Raw genomic sequence first — 15714 nt, 5'->3', positions numbered from 1 at the left:
CACCCATGTCCTCAACTCCCGAAAACCAACGCCTCGACCAGCTTCTCGTCTCGCTCAATCTCGTCGCGAGCCGGGCCCGTGCGCGCGACGCGATCGCCCGCGGCACCGTTACCGTCAACGGCCGTGTCGTCACCAAACCGAGCCTCACCTTTCCGCTCGACGCGCAACTCACCATTGACGACCCGGCGCAGGATTACGTATCCCGCGCGGCGCTGAAGCTTGTCGCGGCGCTCGATCACTTCAAGCTCGACCCGGCAGGCCATGACTGTCTCGATATCGGCGCCTCGACCGGCGGCTTTACCGAAGTGCTGGTCATGCGCGGCGCCGAACATGTCACCTCGATCGACGTCGGCCACGGGCAGATGCATCCGCGGCTGCTCGCCGAGCCGCGCGTCACCAATATCGAAGGCCTCAACGCCCGCTATCTGACCGCCGAGGATTACGACGACCGCGAGATCACCTTCATCGTCTCGGACGTTTCGTTCATTTCGCTGAAGCTGGCGCTGGCGCCGGCCCTGGATCTTGCCGAGCCCGGCGCGCATTGCGTGCTGCTGGTCAAGCCGCAATTCGAGGCGGGACGTGATGCGATCAGCAAGGCCGGGCTGTTGAAGGAGCCGGAGACGGCACCCCAGGTCGCAGCCGAACTCGAACGCTGGCTCGTCGAAGATATGGGCTGGGCGAGCCTCGGGCTGATCCCCTCCCCGATCGTCGGCGGCGACGGCAACCAGGAATACCTGCTCGCAGGCGTGAAGCCCGGTGAACCGTCATGAGCACGGTCACCGTCACGATCAACCGGCTCGGCGCCCAGGGCCACGGCATCGCCAATGGCGAAGACGGCCCGGTCTATGTGCCCTACGCTCTTCCGGGCGAAACGCTGGCGATCGCCCGCAACGGCGATCACGGCACGGTCATGTCGACTTCCAACCCGTCACCGGACAGAGTCACGCCGCCCTGCCGCCACTTCGGGCCTGACAGCGACGCCTGCGGCGGCTGTTCGTTGCAGCACCTGGCCGACGCGCCCTACCACGCCTTCAAGCGCAACCTGGTCGTCGAGGCGCTGAAATCCAAGGGCCTGACGCCTGAAGTGAGCGAACTGGTCATCGCCCATCCCGGCGAGCGTCGTCGGGTGGTATTTTCCGCCCGCAGGACCGAGAAGGAATTGCTGCTCGGCTTCAACCGCGCCGAGACCAACCATATCGTCTCGATCGTCGAATGTCCGATCGCCTCGCCCGGCATCGTTGCCCGGCTCGAGGCGATCCGCGCGGTGGGCAAGGCGCTGGCGACCGGCTCCGATACGTTCCGCATCGGGGTTCTGGAAACGCTTGCCGGCCTCGACCTTGCCGCGGACGGGTTGAAGCCGCTCGACGACAAGCAGCGACGCCTGGTCACCGAGACGGTGCTGGCGCTGAAAAACATTGCTCGGGTTTCTGCCAACGGCGAGATCGTCATCGAATTACAGAAGCCGCTGGTGGATTTCGGCGGCGTCAAGGTCTCGCCGCCGCCCGGCGCCTTTACCCAGGCGACCAAACCGGCGGAAGACGCGATGGCAGAACTGGTGCTGTCGCATGTCGGCAAGGCCAAGCGGATTATCGACCTGTTTGCCGGCTCTGGCACATTTTCCCTCCGGCTCGCCCGCATCGCCAAGGTGCATGCGGTCGAAGGTGACGAGAAGTCGGTCAAGGCACTCGATCACGCCGCCCGCAACACGCAGGGGCTGAAGCCGGTATCGGTGGAGAAGCGCGACCTCTTCCGCCGGCCGATGATGGTGTCCGAACTGAAGAACTACGACGCCGTCGTCTTCGATCCGCCGCGCGCCGGTGCCGAAGTCCAGATGAAGGAGCTTGTCCGGTCTGGCGTGAAGACGGTCGTTGCGGTCAGCTGCAACCCGCTGACGCTCGCCCGCGACCTCAGAATTCTTGTCGACGGCGGATACCAGATCAAGGCCGTCACCCCGATCGACCAGTTCCTCTGGTCGCCGCACGTGGAGGCGGTAGTACTGCTGCAGAAGTAAGCTCGGGCAGAAGACTGCCGGGTCTCTTACCGAGCCAGATCAAGCGTGCCGCTGCCGACGACGCCGGAGCAGCGGCAACGGCCGCCGACGCGGCCCGGTTCGGCGTTGCAGACATAGGGACGACGGCGATCCATGCTCGGCGGCGGGGAGACGACGCAGACATAACGCTGCGGGCGGGGGCGATCTCTATCGCGGTCACGGTCGCGATCCCGGTCCCCGTCACGATAACGGTCACGATCATCGTCACGGCGGATGATGACGCCGTTCGGGCCGATGGTGACGGAGGGGCTCTGGGCGAGTTGCAGCGGCTGGCTCTGCAATGGGAAAGCCAGCGTCTCGGCCTGCGCCGGCGCTATTCCCAGAAGCAATACGAACAAGCACGACCAGAAACGATAGGACATTCTTTCCTCCCAGATTGTGGAGGCAATCTAGCGCCGAAGCTGCGCCAAAAGAAGACGGGAGCGGAGTTTCCCGCGGGACACCGTTAACGTCGCATGAAGGCCTCGAAGGCGGCGCGCGCCTCTGTACTTTTGAGCTGGGCGGAGAAATGCACCAGTTCCTCATCCATGCGTGCGAGCACCGCGTCGCGCGGTCCGCGCACCAGGTCGCGGGCGATCTTCAGGGCCTGGGGCGGTTTCGCCGCAAGGCTTGCGGCAAGCGCCAGCGTCTCGGCTTCGACCGCCTGCGGCTCCACGATCTTCCAGATCAGCCCGGCATCCAGCGCCGCCTGCGCGGAAAATCCCTCACCCGCCACCAGCATGGCAAACGCGCGCTGATGGCCGATGACTTTCGGCGCCAGCAGGCTGGAAGCGGCTTCCGGCACCAGCGCCAGGTCGACGAAGGGCGTCTTGAAGAGGCTGCGGGCGGACGCGACCGTCAGGTCGCAATGCATGTTCAAGGTGGTGCCGATGCCGATCGCGAGGCCGTCGACACCGGATACCAGCGGCTTTTCGGCGAGCGCCAAGGCCTTGATGAAAACGGCGGCGGCAGGCGCCTCTTTCGATCCGGACATGGCATAGGCGAGGAAATCGCCCATGTCGTTGCCGGCGGAAAAGCAGCCTTCGGTGCCCAGGAAGGCGACGGCACGTACGGCGTCGTCGCGGTTCGCGTCCTCGAGGGCGGCGGTCATGCGGTTGTACATGGCCGAAGTGATGGCGTTCTTCTTTTCCGGGCGGTTGAAACGGATCACCATGACGCCCGGCTGGGCCTCGGGGCGCTCGACGAGGATATGGGTGTCGCTCACGGATGTCTCCTTCAGGCCAGGATCGCGCGGGCGGCTTGCAAGCTCTCGGCGCCTGAAATCACGCGGTCCTTCAGCGCCGAGGTTTCGGCGAGCAGGTTTTCGGCCATGAAGCGGCAGAGCGCGACGCGCTTTTCCGGGCCGCCGTTATCGGCTGCAACAATCGCACCCTTGGCAAGATAACAGCCGGTCAGCACCAGGCCGAACAGGCGCTGATAGGGCGTCGCACCGGCAAGCGCATCGGCGGTCCTGCCGGCGCCTTGAGTTTCCAGGAGCCAGCCGGTGGCGGTTTCGAGCGCGGCGATGGCGGCGCGCAGACGGTCGCCCGTCTCGCCAAATGCCATATCGTTGGAGGCCGAGACCTTGTCGGCGATCTCCTTCAACTCCCCTATGAAGCCACGCACCTGGTCTCCCGAAGAGAGCGGCAGCTTGCGGATCACGAGGTCGATCGCCTGGATGCCGTTGGTGCCCTCGTAGATCGGCGCGATGCGGGCGTCGCGCAGGTAACGGGCAGCGCCCGTCTCCTCGATGAATCCCATGCCGCCATGTACCTGGATGCCAAGCGATGCGACGTCGACGCCGGCATCGGTCGCGAAGGATTTGGCGATGGGCGTCAGAAGTGCTGCCCGTTCGGTCCAGTGGCGGGCCTCGTCGCCTTCGGTATGGTGCGACATGTCGGTCGCGTGGGCGCAGGCGTAGCAGATGGCGCGAGCGCCTTGGGTCAGGGCCTTCATGGTGATCAGCGTGCGGGCAATATCCGGATGGTCGATGATCGGGCTCATGCCCTCCCCCGACCAGCCGGGCGCCTTGCCCTGGGTGCGTTCCTTGGCAAACGCGACCGCCTTCTGGGTTGCGGCTTCGGCGATCGCCACGCCCTGCATGCCGACCGCCAGGCGCGCATTGTTCATCATCGTGAACATGCAGGCGAGGCCCTTGTTCTCCTCGCCGATCAGCCAGCCGATCGCGCCCTTGTCCTCCTCGTTGCCCGGAGAATATTTGCCGTCGCCATAGATCATCGTGCAGGTCGGCGAGCCGTGGATGCCGAGCTTGTGTTCGATCGAATGGCAGAAGACGTCGTTGCGCGCCTCCAGCGATCCGTCGTCGCCCACCAGGAATTTCGGGACCAGGAAAAGCGAGATGCCGCGGGTGCCGGCAGGCGCATCGGGAAGCCGCGCCAGCACCAGATGGATGATGTTGTCGGCGGCGTCGTGCTCGCCCCAGGTGATAAAGATCTTCTGGCCAAAAATGCGGTAGCTGCCGTCGTCGCCGCGCTCGGCGCGGGTCTTCAGGACACCGAGATCGGAGCCGGCATGCGGCTCGGTCAGGTTCATGGTGCCGGTCCATTCGCCGGAGACCATCTTCGCGAGGTATTTTTCCTTCTGCGCCTCGCTGCCGTGCGCGACCAGCGCATCGATGGCGCCCATGGTCAGCGTCGGCGCCAGCGCGAAGGCCATGGAGGCGGAATTCCACATTTCGAGCGCTGCGACGTTCAGCATATGCGGCAGGTTCTGGCCGCCATAGGCTTCCGGCGCGGTCAGGCCGTTCCAGCCGCCTTCCCGCCAATGACGATAGAGTTCCGGCCAGCCGTCCGGCGTCGTCACCTTGCCGTCGGTGAGGCGAGCGCCCTGTCTGTCACCGATCTCGCCGAGCGGCGCCATCTCGTTGCCGGCGAACCGCCCCGCCTCCTCCAGGATCGCCTCGACCAGATCGGCGCTCAAGTCGCCGAACCTGCCGATCTCCAGGGCGTCCGAAAGGCCCGCCACATGGTTCAGGGTGAAGGCGATCTCCTCGACCGGTGCCTTGTACATGATGCTCCTCCTCCTAGGCGCAGCTGTGACTGCCGTATTCTAGCCGATTCTGCTCCGTCGGCATTCCTCATATGCTTTTTACGTAAACGTAAATGCGGTTGTCAATGTTCGTTCGTCAGGGCTGCGACGACGAGGTCTTCGCCTTCGTCCGCCAAATAGTCGGCAAGCGCGGCGTCCAGCCATGCCAAAAGATCCGGATCGTTTCGGTCGGCGGCCGCGACAGCTTCGGATTGCTTGCGGTATTCATCTTCGGGCGGCATATGAAGTTCCAGTCGAGTTGAGCCGCCAGCGGCGGCGCTGGCCGAATAACAAGCCTAAGCTACTTCTTCTGCTTTAGAGAATCTTGTTGAAACGAGCGTTACACAAGGGGTCTATGGAGTGACGCCTATGCTTCCGGATTCCTCGCCCATGTCCCTCATGAACCCCGCTGTCCCAGGCCTCGTCTGGGCCTATCGCTTCCATCCGGGATCGGCGCCCTGCACCCGGTTGCCGCTCGATGCGGCGCGCAGCGATCTCGATGTCGGCGATGGCTTCCTGTGGCTGCATCTCAACCTCGCCGACAGCCGGGTCAACGCCTTCCTGGAGAGCTTTCCAAGCCTGACACCGCCGGCTCTCGCCGCACTCACCACCCATGACACGCACGCCGCCGTGACGCTCGACGAGCAGCTCGTCTACGGCACGCTGGTCGATTTCCAGCGGGAGTTCGACAGCGAGACACGCAATATCGGCTGGCTGCATTTCTTCGTCTCGGACAGGATCATCATCACCACGCGCCTGCAGCCCCTGCGCTCGATCGACCGGGTGCGGGCGGCGATAGAAAAGAACGCTTCGCGCTATAAAAAGCCGATCGACGTGTTCGAGACGCTGGTCGCCGAATTCCAGCGTACGCTGATCGTGCTGGTGATGGAGCTCACCGAAGAAATGAACATCATCGAGGATTTCGTTTACGACAACACGCCGCGCGATGAACGCCGCCGCCTCGCGCCGATCAGGCGGACGGTGGTCAGGCTGCACCGGCACCTGAGAACAGTGCTGACACTGCTGCGGCGTGCAGCGGCGACCGACGACGACGAGATGCCGCCCGGTTTCGACGACGCCGCCTCGCGGCTGATCGGCCGGCTGGAGGCGGCGGACCACGACGTCTACGCGCTGCAGGAGCGGGCGCGACTGCTGCACGAGGAAATCGATTCTAAGCTCTCCTCAGAGACCAACCGCCACCTCTATATCCTGTCGCTGATGACCGCCTTCCTGCTGCCGCCGACTTTGGTCACCGGCTTTTTCGGAATGAACACCTCGTCGCTACCCTTCGAGGGAGGCTCCGGCGGAACGGCCTATGCCTTCGGCCTGATCGGCATTTCGGTACTTGCCGCCTGGTGGCTGTTGAAGCGCACCGGCATTCTCTAACCGCTGGACAAACGAAACCCGCCCGGGTTCCATACCGGACGGGTGGGATAGTGTCTGCCGGGCGCCCTTAGAAATAAGGCGAATAGCAGGTCTGGCGCCGACCGTAGTTCGGCTGGAACGAGTTCGAATAGGCGTCGTAGGAACGGTAGCGATCTGCACACCATTCGTAGTGGCGCGGATTGATGTCGTCGCCGCCGCCATAGGCCGGAGCTGGCTCGGCGTAACGCGGCTGGGAGGCAATGGCGCCGCCGATCAGGGCGCCGGCACCGAATGCCGCCAACGGGAACCAGTAGCCGTTATGGCGGCGATAACCTGGACGGTAGTCGCGATAACCGCGATGCCCGCCATACCAGCCGCCGCCATGGCGACGGTACTGGACGAGGGTCACGTCGGTGTCGGCGCTGGTTTCGATCCCGGCGGCCGGAGCGGACGGCAGCGGCATCGCCTGAGCCGGCATCAGAGAGCCGGCGAGAACGGCAGCGGAGATTCCCGCAACCGCGATCTTCTTCAAAAGAGTCATGTTAAGTCCCCAGATCCCTTGTCTATGTTTCAATTTTTGACAGCCAATTATTTCAGTATGCAGTGGATTTCAATTTTGCCGCAACCTTAGGAAGTTCATCCTGAATGCGCAATTAACGTGCGCCGCGACGAAGCAAGCCCGGCCGCTGGCATATGCCGCGACCGGGCTTGGCGTAGAGGTGGCCAACGCTTGCTTATCTGTAAGGCGAGATGCAGCGTGCCCGAACGCCAGCGCGCGGCGCATAGGTATCGTCCCAGGCCCGATAGCTGCGATAACGGCTTTCACACCAGGCGACGTGACGGCTCGAATAGCCGCCCCGGTCGGCCTGTATGGCGCCACCGATAATGGCGCCGGCGCCGAAGGCGGCGAGCGGGAACCAGAACCCGTTGTAATAACGGTAGCCGGGCCGGCGATCGCGATAACCGCGGTGGCCGCGATACCAGCCATAGCGGTCACGCCGGAAGTCGCGACGGTACTGGACATTGGTGACATCGCCGGCGGCCGAAATGCCGGACGGGGGAGCCGGCATCTGAATGGCCTGCGCTGGCACAAGCCCGGCAAAGGTGGTCGCGATGGCAACCGCCGCCGCAGTCAGACGTAGACGAAAGGCGTTCATGCGGTGTGTTTCCTCATTCTGATTTTTAATCAGCAAACAACGCCAGACGCAGGTTTCGGTTCCTGAAGACGTGCCCGGCACCGATTAACGCCGATCACGAATTGGCGATCAGGCGACGATCGAAAGTTGCGCCTGGTCGCCCTGCAGCCGGTTGACCATGAAGTTCGAGTACCATTCGACGAACTGCATGACGCCGCCTTCGTGCAGTGGCGAATAGGGACCCGGCTCATAAGCGGGCGAGCGGATGCCGAAGGCGTTTTCCTCGACGATCCGGCGGTCCTGGTCGTTGGTCATGTTCCAGACGTGGGTCAGTTCCTCGAGATTGTAGTCGACGCCCTCGACCGCATCCTTGTGGACCAGCCATTTTGTGGTGACCGCCGTTTCCTCCGGCCCGAGCGGGGTGACGCGGAACGAGATCGCGTGGTCGCCGAGAATGTGGTTCCAGCTGCTCGGATAGTGGAAGAGCAGCATGGTGCCGATCGAGTTGATCGTTACGTCCTCGGAGAGTTTACGCTGCACGGCGTTGCGGCCGCTCATCGTATAACTCTCGGCATCTTCGATCAGCGGCATGCGCGCGACGCGGAACTGGCCGGTCTCGTCCATCCGGAATTCGCTCGGCAACCCGGCCTCCTCGCAACGCTGCCAATGGGCGGCGATGACCGGATCGTCCTTGGCACCCTGGACGCCCGTCGCGGTCGGCGATTCCGGATAGGTGCGGCAGAGCTCCGGGTGGTTGGCGGCGCAGTGGTAGCACTCGCGGTTGTTTTCCCAGACGAGCTTCCAATTGCCCTTCTCGATGATCGTCGACTGGTGCGCGACCTTGGCCTCCGAGAGGCGGTGCGGGGCCATATAGGGCTCGATCGCCGCGCGAACCGGCGCGAAATCCGGCGCCTCGTTGGCAAGGCAGATGAAGATAAAGCCCGCCACGCTTTCGCAATGGACCTTCTTCATGCTGAACTGGGTCTTGTCGAAGTCCTGGCCCATCTGGCGGCCGACCAGAAGCGAGCCGTCCAGTTCGTAGGTCCATTGATGGTAGGGACAGACGAGCCGGACCGCCGAGCCATGCTCCTTGGTGCAGACGCGGCTGCCGCGATGGCGGCAGGTATTGTGCAGCGCACGGATCCGGTTGTCGCGGCCGCGCACGACGACGACCGGATAATCGCCGATCTGCAAGGTGAAATAGGCTCCGGCCTTGGGCAGCTCGCAATCATGCCCGACGAACAGCCAGTCGCGATACCAGATCATTTCCAGATCGAGCTTGAAATAGGCGGGATCGGTATAGAAGGGCTGTTCGAGGCTGAAGCCTTCACGGCGGTTCTTAAGCTGCCGCAGGGCCTGATTGCGAATTTCCATATTATCTTCCTCGTCAATGTGGACAGCGGAAGGACATGGAAATGCCGGCCGGCCTCAAGCCCGCCCCAAACCCTGTCCCGAACGCCCGCCGCGTCCGGTCGTCATTTTTGATCCCAAGGCTGGTTTCCGGGCTCAGGAGCTTGTCCCGTTCAGGGGACCGGCTCGGCGCCTTCCCGGGCGGCCCTTGCGGCTCTTTCCCAGTGGCTCATGCCGTGCCTTATTGCTCCACCACCGTTGCGGGGGCAGCGCCGGATTAGGGTTTCTAAAGACCCCTGCCGGCTTCCCAATTCTCCGCCTTCCCTAGTCAGGCGGCACCTCAAGATCGAGGCGGATATAATCATCGGGCGGGCGTGTCGCATAGGCGACATTGCGACATCGGCAACCGCGTTGGCGACAGCGGCGAAACGGCCCAAAATGCGACACTCCAGCCCCGCGAAAGCGAAACCTGTCATTAAGGGATAAGCCATAAAATCCCGGCGTGAATGGGAGCGATGCCACCGTGCAGGCCAAGGGAAAGATCCGTTATTACAAAGCCCCTCCACCACCGGCGCCGGTGGTGGTGAAGAGCGCTTCCCATTCCGAATTCCTCCGGACGGGGCGCAGCTCCCGCTACCATCCGGTCTGGCTGCCGGAAGAGCGCCGCTATCTCACCCATAACGAAGTCGCCGAGCGCACGGGCAAAAGGCTCGAGGCAGCCGGGGAAACGAGCCACAACCGGATCAACTCCTTCCATCGCTCGATCAAGTTTCCGAAGATCATCTTCCACCACACGCTCGATGAACGCCCGCATCTCGGCTATTGCCATGTCACGGCGGCAAGGACGTTTCTTCCGCGCGGCGTCCCCGTGAGCTGGTCGTTCTATATCGCCAACTTCTTCTCCAAGATCGGCGAGGAAGAAACCTTTTTCGAACATATCAGCCCGGCCAATTCGCGCATGTATTTTGCCGTTGCGGTCGAACGCGAGGCGGGTCAGCCGCTGCAGATCAACCGCACGATCCGCAAGAACGGCCTTCTGTTCCAGACCAATGATCCGATGGAAGCCATCAAGAACGTCCTGATGCTCGGCACTTCCAACGAAATGCTCCGCGAGATCATCAAAAAGCTTTGAAGACGCCCGGGTCCGCGTTATTGACGGGCGGATATGACGGCTCAAATCATCGACATCACCCGGGATCATGACGGCGCGCTTCGTCAATCCTGCACCGTCCTTGCGGACGGCCTTCCCGTGGCGATCCCGACCGAGACGGTCTACGGACTTGCGGCCGACGCCACCAATCCCGCCGCCATCACCCGCATCTACGAGACCAAGGGCCGGCCGCGCTTCAACCCGCTGATCTGCCACATGTCGGATCTCGACATGGCCGAGCGTTATGCCGACTTCGATCCGATCTCGCGCAGGCTTGCCGAAGCCTTCTGGCCGGGGCCCCTCACCCTGATCCTTCCCCTGAAGCCCGAAAGCGGCATTCATGCGCTGGCGACGGCCGGGCTCGATACGGTCGGCATCCGGCTTCCCAAGGGCTTCGCTTCCGAGCTCATCCGCGCCTTCGGCAAGCCGCTCGCGGCCCCCAGCGCCAACACGTCCGGCAAGGTGAGCCCGACCAGCGCGCGCCACGTGGCCGACGACCTGGGCGAGAAGCTGGCGTTGATCATCGACGGCGGTGCGGCTCCTGTCGGTGTCGAATCGACCATCGTCCGCGTCGAGAACGGTGTGATCCGGCTGCTGAGGCCGGGCGGGGTAGCCGCCGAAGAGATCGAGACGGCAACCGGACTTGCAGTGATCCGGCCTGAGGGACCGGCGGCGATCATCGAGGCCCCCGGCATGCTGGCCTCTCATTATGCGCCGGGTGCAGCGGTGAGGCTCAATGCCGACCATGTCGAGGCCGGCGAGGCGTTGATCCGGCTGGGTTCCGCTCCGGTGAAGGGAATGGAACTCGCCGCGGCGGTTTTTGACCTGAGCCCGTCCGGCGACCTTGCGCAGGCGGCGGCAAATCTGTTCGATTACCTGAAGCGCGCCGACGCCACCGGCGCCGCCAGCATCGCCGTCACGCCCATTCCCGACCATGGGCTCGGCGAGGCGATCAACGACCGGCTGGCGAGGGCGGCCGCCCCGCGGGAATGAGCCGGGGCTAAAGAGGAGGAGACGCCGATGGACATTTCAGGGCCGAACCCGGAGCTTCTCGACCGCTTCGCGGCGATCGTCGGCGAGAACCACGTCCTGCGCGACGCGAACGATCTTGCGCCGCATCTCGTCGAGGGCCGCGGGCTCTACAAGGGTTCTTCGCCTATGCTCCTGAAGCCGGGTTCGGTCGAGGAAGTGTCGGCGATCCTGAAGCTTGCAAGCGAGACCGGTACGCCGATCGTGCCGCAAACCGGCAATACCGGCCTCGTCGGGGGACAGACCCCGCGCACCGGCGGCAGCGACCTGATCGTCTCGCTCGAACGGATGAACCGCATCCGCGACGTCGATCCGGTCGCCAACGTGCTGGTCGCCGACGGCGGCGCCATCCTTGCCGACGTGCAGAAGGCGGCGGAAGCCGTCGACCGGCTGTTTCCGCTGTCGCTCGGTTCGGAAGGCTCCTGCCGCATCGGCGGCAATCTTTCCACCAATGCCGGCGGCACCGCCGTGCTCGCCTATGGCAATACCCGGCAACTCTGCCTCGGGCTCGAAGTGGTGCTGCCGACCGGCGAGATCTGGGACGGCCTGCGGCGGCTCAAGAAGGACAATACCGGCTACGACCTGCGCGACCTCTTCATCGGCGCGGAAGGGACGCTCGGCATCATCACCGGGGCGGTGCTGAAACTCTTCCCGCAACCGGTCGGGCACCAGGTGGCATTTGCCGGCCTCAATTCGCCGGCAGACGCGTTAAAACTCTTCGAGCGAGCCTCGAACCTCTGCGGCACGGCGCTGACCGGTTTCGAGCTGATGCCGCGCATCGGCATCGAATTCGTGGTCCGGCATATAGAGGGCGTGCGCGATCCGCTTTCCGAGCCGCATCCGTGGTATGCGCTGATCGACATCTCGACTTCGGATTCCGCCGAGACGGCCAGTTCCATGGTGCAGTCGCTGCTCGAACAGGGTTTTGAAGCGGGCCTCATCCGCAACGCCGTGATCGCCTCCTCCGTCGCCCAGCAGAAGGCGCTCTGGCACATGCGCGAAAGCATGTCCGACGCCCAGAAGCCGGAGGGCGGCTCGATCAAGCACGACGTCTCGGTACCCGTCTCGAAAATCCCGAGCTTCATGGCAGAGGCCGAGCAGGCGGTGTTGGCAGCCATGCCGGGCGCCCGGGTCTGCGCCTTCGGCCATCTCGGCGACGGCAACATCCACTACAACATCTCGCAGCCGATCACCGCCGACATGGCGGGCGACAAGGCAGCCTTCATCGGCCGCTGGCGGGAAATCAACGCGATCGTCCACGGCATCGTGCTCGCCGCCGGCGGGTCGATTTCGGCCGAACACGGCATCGGCCAGTTGAAGCGCGACGAGCTCGCCCATATCCGCTCGCCGATCGAGATGGACCTGATGCGGCGCATCAAGCAGGCGTTCGATCCGGCCGGCATCATGAACCCCGGCAAGGTCGTGGCCATTCCATGAGCCAGCCGTCGAAGACCACGATCCGGATCGACCTCGACAATGGCGTGCGGCTCGGTCCGGGCAAAGCGCAGCTTCTGGAACTGATCGCCGAACACGGCTCGATCCGCGCGGCTGGCGCCTCGATCGGCATGTCCTACCGGCGGGCATGGCTGCTCGGAGACGAAATCAACCGGATGTTCAAGGAGCCGGCGATCTTTACCCGCCATGGGGGGAAAAGCGGCGGGGGTGCGGGCCTGACCGAATTCGGCCAGGAACTGCTGTCCCGCTACCGGCGGATGGAAAAGGCGAGCCGCGACGCCATGCGCGCAGACCTCGACTGGCTCGAATCGAACGCCGATCCGCGCTTTGAGACGACCGGCAAGAGCGACGACACCTGAGAAGACCGGTTCGCTCTCAGCTCAGCCTGATCTGGGACAATGCCCACAGCGTATCCGAACTGATGCCGGCCGAGCCGCCGCTGCCACTCAGGATGCTCACCGCCGATGCGGTGTTCACGCTGTTCTCCAGATCGTACATGATCGTGAAGCGCTGCACCAATTTCCTGACCTTTTCCGGATCGGCCAGGTCCTCGAGATCGAGCTTTTTCTCCACTATCTTGGCCTGCTGATCGACATCCATATTGCCGATTTCCGGGGGCAGGCTGAAGGTGACGCGGAAGAACTCCATCAGCGCCTCGTCGCCAAGGATCACGTAAGGATCGGTGATGCTGTCGGACATGCGCTCGAAATAAAGCGCGAGGCGGACACCCGGATTTTCCTCGCCCTGCTGGGTTTCGAGCATCTGGCGGACGTAAAGGTCCTGGGTCGCGACGACTTCGCCGCCGTTCTGGGCCTCGCCAGCGGAACTGCGGTCGATCTCGCCCTTGGCGTCGAAATTGAAGGTGCCGACAATCTGCGCAAACCGCTTGTCCGTCTGGGTATTCACGAAGCTCTTGGGATCGGCAGGATCCGAGTTGAAAGCCTCCTTCAAGAAGTCGTTGGTGACCGTGGAAGGATCTATCCCCTTGGAGATCAGCAGAATGTCGAGCGTCTTGCGGTCGGCGAGCAGCTCGTCGCGGCTACCGATACGCTGCATCGCGTCGGTATAATATTTCGCCTCGGTCTGGGCCTTCGCCCTGGCCGCCGTGAGTTCATCGCCTTCCATGAACCGGCTTTTGCGCAGGATATAGTCCTTGGCGACGTTGGTGATCGCCGCGTTGGACTGGAGCAGCACCTGCCGGGTGACGCCCCCCTTACTGTCGAAATTGAAAAGCTTCGCAAGCGAGATGAAACGTTCGTCCTTCAGCTTGTAGATGTAGCTGTTCGGATCGGAAAGGTCGCTTTTCAGGGCGCTTTTGATCGTCAGCTTCGAAACGGTCGTCGGATCGAGGCCAACCGCCTCCAGAGCGAACTTGTAAGAGTCGTTGGCATCCGCGCTCAGGAAGTCGTCGAGCGTCTTCACGGCCGTGAGGTCGAGCTTGTAGAACTTGATGGCCTTTTCGAGATCCGCTTCCTGCTTGTCGTCCCAACGGCTCATGTAGTTGCTGCGGGTGGAGCTGGTCTGCAATTCGTCCTGAGCCTGGCCGGCGGCGACGGTACCGTCGGTATTGAAATTGAAGGCCTTCGCCAGCTCCAGATATTCCGGATTGGTCGCGCCGAACCGATTAGCGTAGCTGTCCGGATCGGAGAGGTCGCTCGTCAGGATCTGCTCGATTGTCGATTTCACGACCGTGGCCTTGTCGAGATTGAAGGCGACCCTGATATATTTGAGAAGTCGCGGGTCGTCGATGAAGTCGCTGACATTGTCCGCCGTCTTGAGCTCCTGCTCGAAGAGCTCCTGGTTGAACATCGCCTCGGCATGGGTGATACGGGTCTGCTTGTTGAAGAAGCCGCCGACGATCTCCAGCAGCTTTTCGGGAGTGACCGCGCCGCCTGCCGGCACCGAGCCGTCCGCATTGAAGTTGAAATCCTCGGCAAGCGATTTCATCAAGCCGAGATAGGGCGCATCGGACGCCCCGGCCGCGATGAGCTTTGCAAGTTCGGCGCGCCGCTCGGCCGTCTGGGCGATCGGCACCAGCCTGCCATCCAGCTCGGTATAGCGCGTCTGCGATGTGGCAAGAGTGTCCTGGTCCCTCTGGATCGCCTCCACCGTGTTGGTCAGTTCCACCTGCATGGCGTCGATCTGGGGCTGTATGACCGCCGGGTCACCGCCATTGTTCAGCTCATCCTGCTTGGTGGCAATCTGGGTTTCGAGATCGGTTTTCTTCTGCTGGCCAAGCGCGAGCGAGTCCTGCAGAGCGGGAATGCCGGTGCTGAGGCTCAGCCGCTCGGCAAGCTCGCTGTCCTCGGTTTTCATTGCATTATGCTGGTCGAGAGTGTTGCCGTAGGCGGTGTTGTAGAAGCTGGTCGGGTCGGCCGGATCGCTAACCAGCACGCCGCGGATCGCATTGTAATTGTAGTATTTCGTATCGATGCCATAGGCGGTGAACAGGTAATCGCGGAGCCTCGGATTGGCCAGCAGCTGGTCGACATTGGTGATATTGCCGGCCTCGCCCAGCATCGCCTTGAAATAACGGGTGTCGTCCTCGAACACATCGTTCTGGGCGGCGATCGTCTGGTCATAGGTATCGAAGAGCTCCTCCATCTGCCCATTGGACTGGGCAGCGGCCCCTTCTCCGTTGGAAACGCCGAAATTGAAGGCTGCGGCGATATTCTGATATCGATCGTCGGTCAGGCGGTTCGCAAAGCTGTTGTCGTCGCTGAGATCGCTTTCCAGCACCTGCTTCATGAACGCCTTGGCGTAGATCATGTCATCCAGGCCATGGGCCTGCATCGCATAGGAATAGAGACGATAGTTATCGAGGAACTCGTCGACCGTTTTAATCTTGCCGATATTTTCCTGGTAGTATTTCGTGTCGCTGACGACCATCGTCTGCCCAGCAATCGTCTTTAGGCTTTTCTGCATGTCGCGATTGACAAGATCGAAGGTGAGATAGGTCGATACCACGGAAAGGCCCCACGAGTCGGAATGATGCTGCCGCAATCATCGCGACCTAGCCTTGCCCGGGGCTTTTCTGGGCGTTCCGGCGTCACGCCGGGATTGTCCCAGGCCTGCACAGGAATGCCGCGATTCACCTTCCGGAAACCCAAAAGCGTGCCCTTTCGCTAACCATCCAGGCAGGCAAGGCTTCT

General features: G+C 63.0%; 15 protein-coding genes and 1 riboswitch. Of the genes, 7 read left to right on the top strand and 8 right to left on the bottom strand.

Annotated features, from left to right (window positions below; genetic code table 11):
* The first annotated feature begins 5 nt into the window (after window positions 1-5).
* On the top strand, window positions 6-770 hold the full coding sequence (locus C5J22_RS16315) for a TlyA family RNA methyltransferase (RefSeq protein WP_105439061.1): 765 nt from the start codon (window positions 6-8) through the stop codon (window positions 768-770).
* Window positions 767-2011 (top strand): class I SAM-dependent RNA methyltransferase, encoded by a 1245-nt coding sequence (locus C5J22_RS16310; protein WP_105439060.1) that lies wholly within the window; start codon window positions 767-769, stop codon window positions 2009-2011. The genes C5J22_RS16315 and C5J22_RS16310 overlap by 4 nt, the downstream gene beginning before the upstream one ends.
* A gap of 26 nt (window positions 2012-2037) precedes the next feature.
* Here C5J22_RS16310 and C5J22_RS16305 read toward each other — a convergent pair whose 3' ends face one another.
* The 4 genes from C5J22_RS16305 to C5J22_RS31230 all read right to left on the bottom strand — a co-directional run bounded on the left by C5J22_RS16305 (window position 2038) and on the right by C5J22_RS31230 (window position 5319).
* The gene (locus C5J22_RS16305; RefSeq protein WP_105426119.1) at window positions 2038-2412 is read right to left on the bottom strand and encodes a hypothetical protein; all 375 of its coding nucleotides are present in this window, start codon (window positions 2410-2412) and stop codon (window positions 2038-2040) included.
* A gap of 83 nt (window positions 2413-2495) precedes the next feature.
* Window positions 2496-3254: a crotonase/enoyl-CoA hydratase family protein gene (locus tag C5J22_RS16300; RefSeq protein ID WP_105439059.1), complete on the bottom strand. Its 759-nt coding sequence runs from the start codon at window positions 3252-3254 to the stop codon at window positions 2496-2498.
* Window positions 3255-3265: 11 nt separating this feature from the next.
* On the bottom strand, window positions 3266-5059 hold the full coding sequence (locus C5J22_RS16295) for an acyl-CoA dehydrogenase (protein WP_105439058.1): 1794 nt from the start codon (window positions 5057-5059) through the stop codon (window positions 3266-3268).
* 101 nt (window positions 5060-5160) lie between these two features.
* A complete protein-coding gene (locus C5J22_RS31230) occupies window positions 5161-5319 on the bottom strand; it encodes a hypothetical protein (protein ID WP_172746653.1) in 159 nt (52 codons plus the stop codon).
* Window positions 5320-5467: 148 nt separating this feature from the next.
* Here C5J22_RS31230 and C5J22_RS16290 point away from each other — a divergent pair, with 148 nt between their 5' ends.
* Window positions 5468-6463: a transporter gene (locus C5J22_RS16290; protein ID WP_105439200.1), complete on the top strand. Its 996-nt coding sequence runs from the start codon at window positions 5468-5470 to the stop codon at window positions 6461-6463.
* A 67-nt stretch (window positions 6464-6530) separates the two neighbouring features.
* Here the strand turns inward: C5J22_RS16290 and C5J22_RS16285 are convergent, their stop codons facing one another.
* The 3 genes from C5J22_RS16285 to C5J22_RS16275 all read right to left on the bottom strand — a co-directional run bounded on the left by C5J22_RS16285 (window position 6531) and on the right by C5J22_RS16275 (window position 8952).
* The gene (locus C5J22_RS16285; protein ID WP_105439057.1) at window positions 6531-6983 is read right to left on the bottom strand and encodes a BA14K family protein; all 453 of its coding nucleotides are present in this window, start codon (window positions 6981-6983) and stop codon (window positions 6531-6533) included.
* Window positions 6984-7176: 193 nt separating this feature from the next.
* Window positions 7177-7599, bottom strand: a complete 423-nt coding sequence (locus C5J22_RS16280) for a BA14K family protein (protein WP_105402027.1) — start codon at window positions 7597-7599, stop codon at window positions 7177-7179.
* 108 nt (window positions 7600-7707) lie between these two features.
* Window positions 7708-8952 carry an aromatic ring-hydroxylating dioxygenase subunit alpha gene (locus C5J22_RS16275; protein ID WP_105439056.1) on the bottom strand — a complete coding sequence of 415 codons (1245 nt, stop codon included), beginning with the start codon at window positions 8950-8952 and terminating at the stop codon, window positions 7708-7710.
* Between the two features lie 99 nt (window positions 8953-9051).
* Window positions 9052-9286: riboswitch (cobalamin riboswitch) on the bottom strand.
* A gap of 165 nt (window positions 9287-9451) precedes the next feature.
* Here C5J22_RS16275 and C5J22_RS16270 point away from each other — a divergent pair.
* Genes C5J22_RS16270 through C5J22_RS16255 form a run of 4 tightly spaced genes read left to right on the top strand, consistent with a single transcriptional unit; the run spans window position 9452 to window position 12921 of the window.
* Window positions 9452-10060, top strand: coding sequence for a DUF6656 family protein (locus C5J22_RS16270; RefSeq protein WP_105439199.1), 609 nt, complete (start codon window positions 9452-9454; stop codon window positions 10058-10060).
* A 33-nt stretch (window positions 10061-10093) separates the two neighbouring features.
* Window positions 10094-11071 (top strand): L-threonylcarbamoyladenylate synthase, encoded by a 978-nt coding sequence (locus C5J22_RS16265; protein ID WP_105439055.1) that lies wholly within the window; start codon window positions 10094-10096, stop codon window positions 11069-11071.
* A gap of 27 nt (window positions 11072-11098) precedes the next feature.
* On the top strand, window positions 11099-12544 hold the full coding sequence (locus tag C5J22_RS16260; RefSeq protein ID WP_105439054.1) for an FAD-binding oxidoreductase: 1446 nt from the start codon (window positions 11099-11101) through the stop codon (window positions 12542-12544).
* The gene (locus C5J22_RS16255; protein ID WP_105439053.1) at window positions 12541-12921 is read left to right on the top strand and encodes a winged helix-turn-helix domain-containing protein; all 381 of its coding nucleotides are present in this window, start codon (window positions 12541-12543) and stop codon (window positions 12919-12921) included. The genes C5J22_RS16260 and C5J22_RS16255 overlap by 4 nt, the downstream gene beginning before the upstream one ends.
* A gap of 16 nt (window positions 12922-12937) precedes the next feature.
* On the opposite strand, the gene C5J22_RS16250 is transcribed toward C5J22_RS16255, so the two are convergent.
* On the bottom strand, window positions 12938-15529 hold the full coding sequence (locus C5J22_RS16250) for a DUF1217 domain-containing protein (protein WP_172746652.1): 2592 nt from the start codon (window positions 15527-15529) through the stop codon (window positions 12938-12940).
* Between the last annotated feature and the right edge of the window lie 185 nt (window positions 15530-15714).

Origin of the sequence: Neorhizobium sp. T25_13, assembly GCF_002968675.1 — a bacterium.
Taxonomy (GTDB): Bacteria; Pseudomonadota; Alphaproteobacteria; order Rhizobiales; family Rhizobiaceae; genus Neorhizobium; species Neorhizobium tomejilense.
The sequence above is the reverse complement of the archived record's forward strand: the minus strand, read 5'-3'. Positions and strand labels throughout refer to the sequence as shown.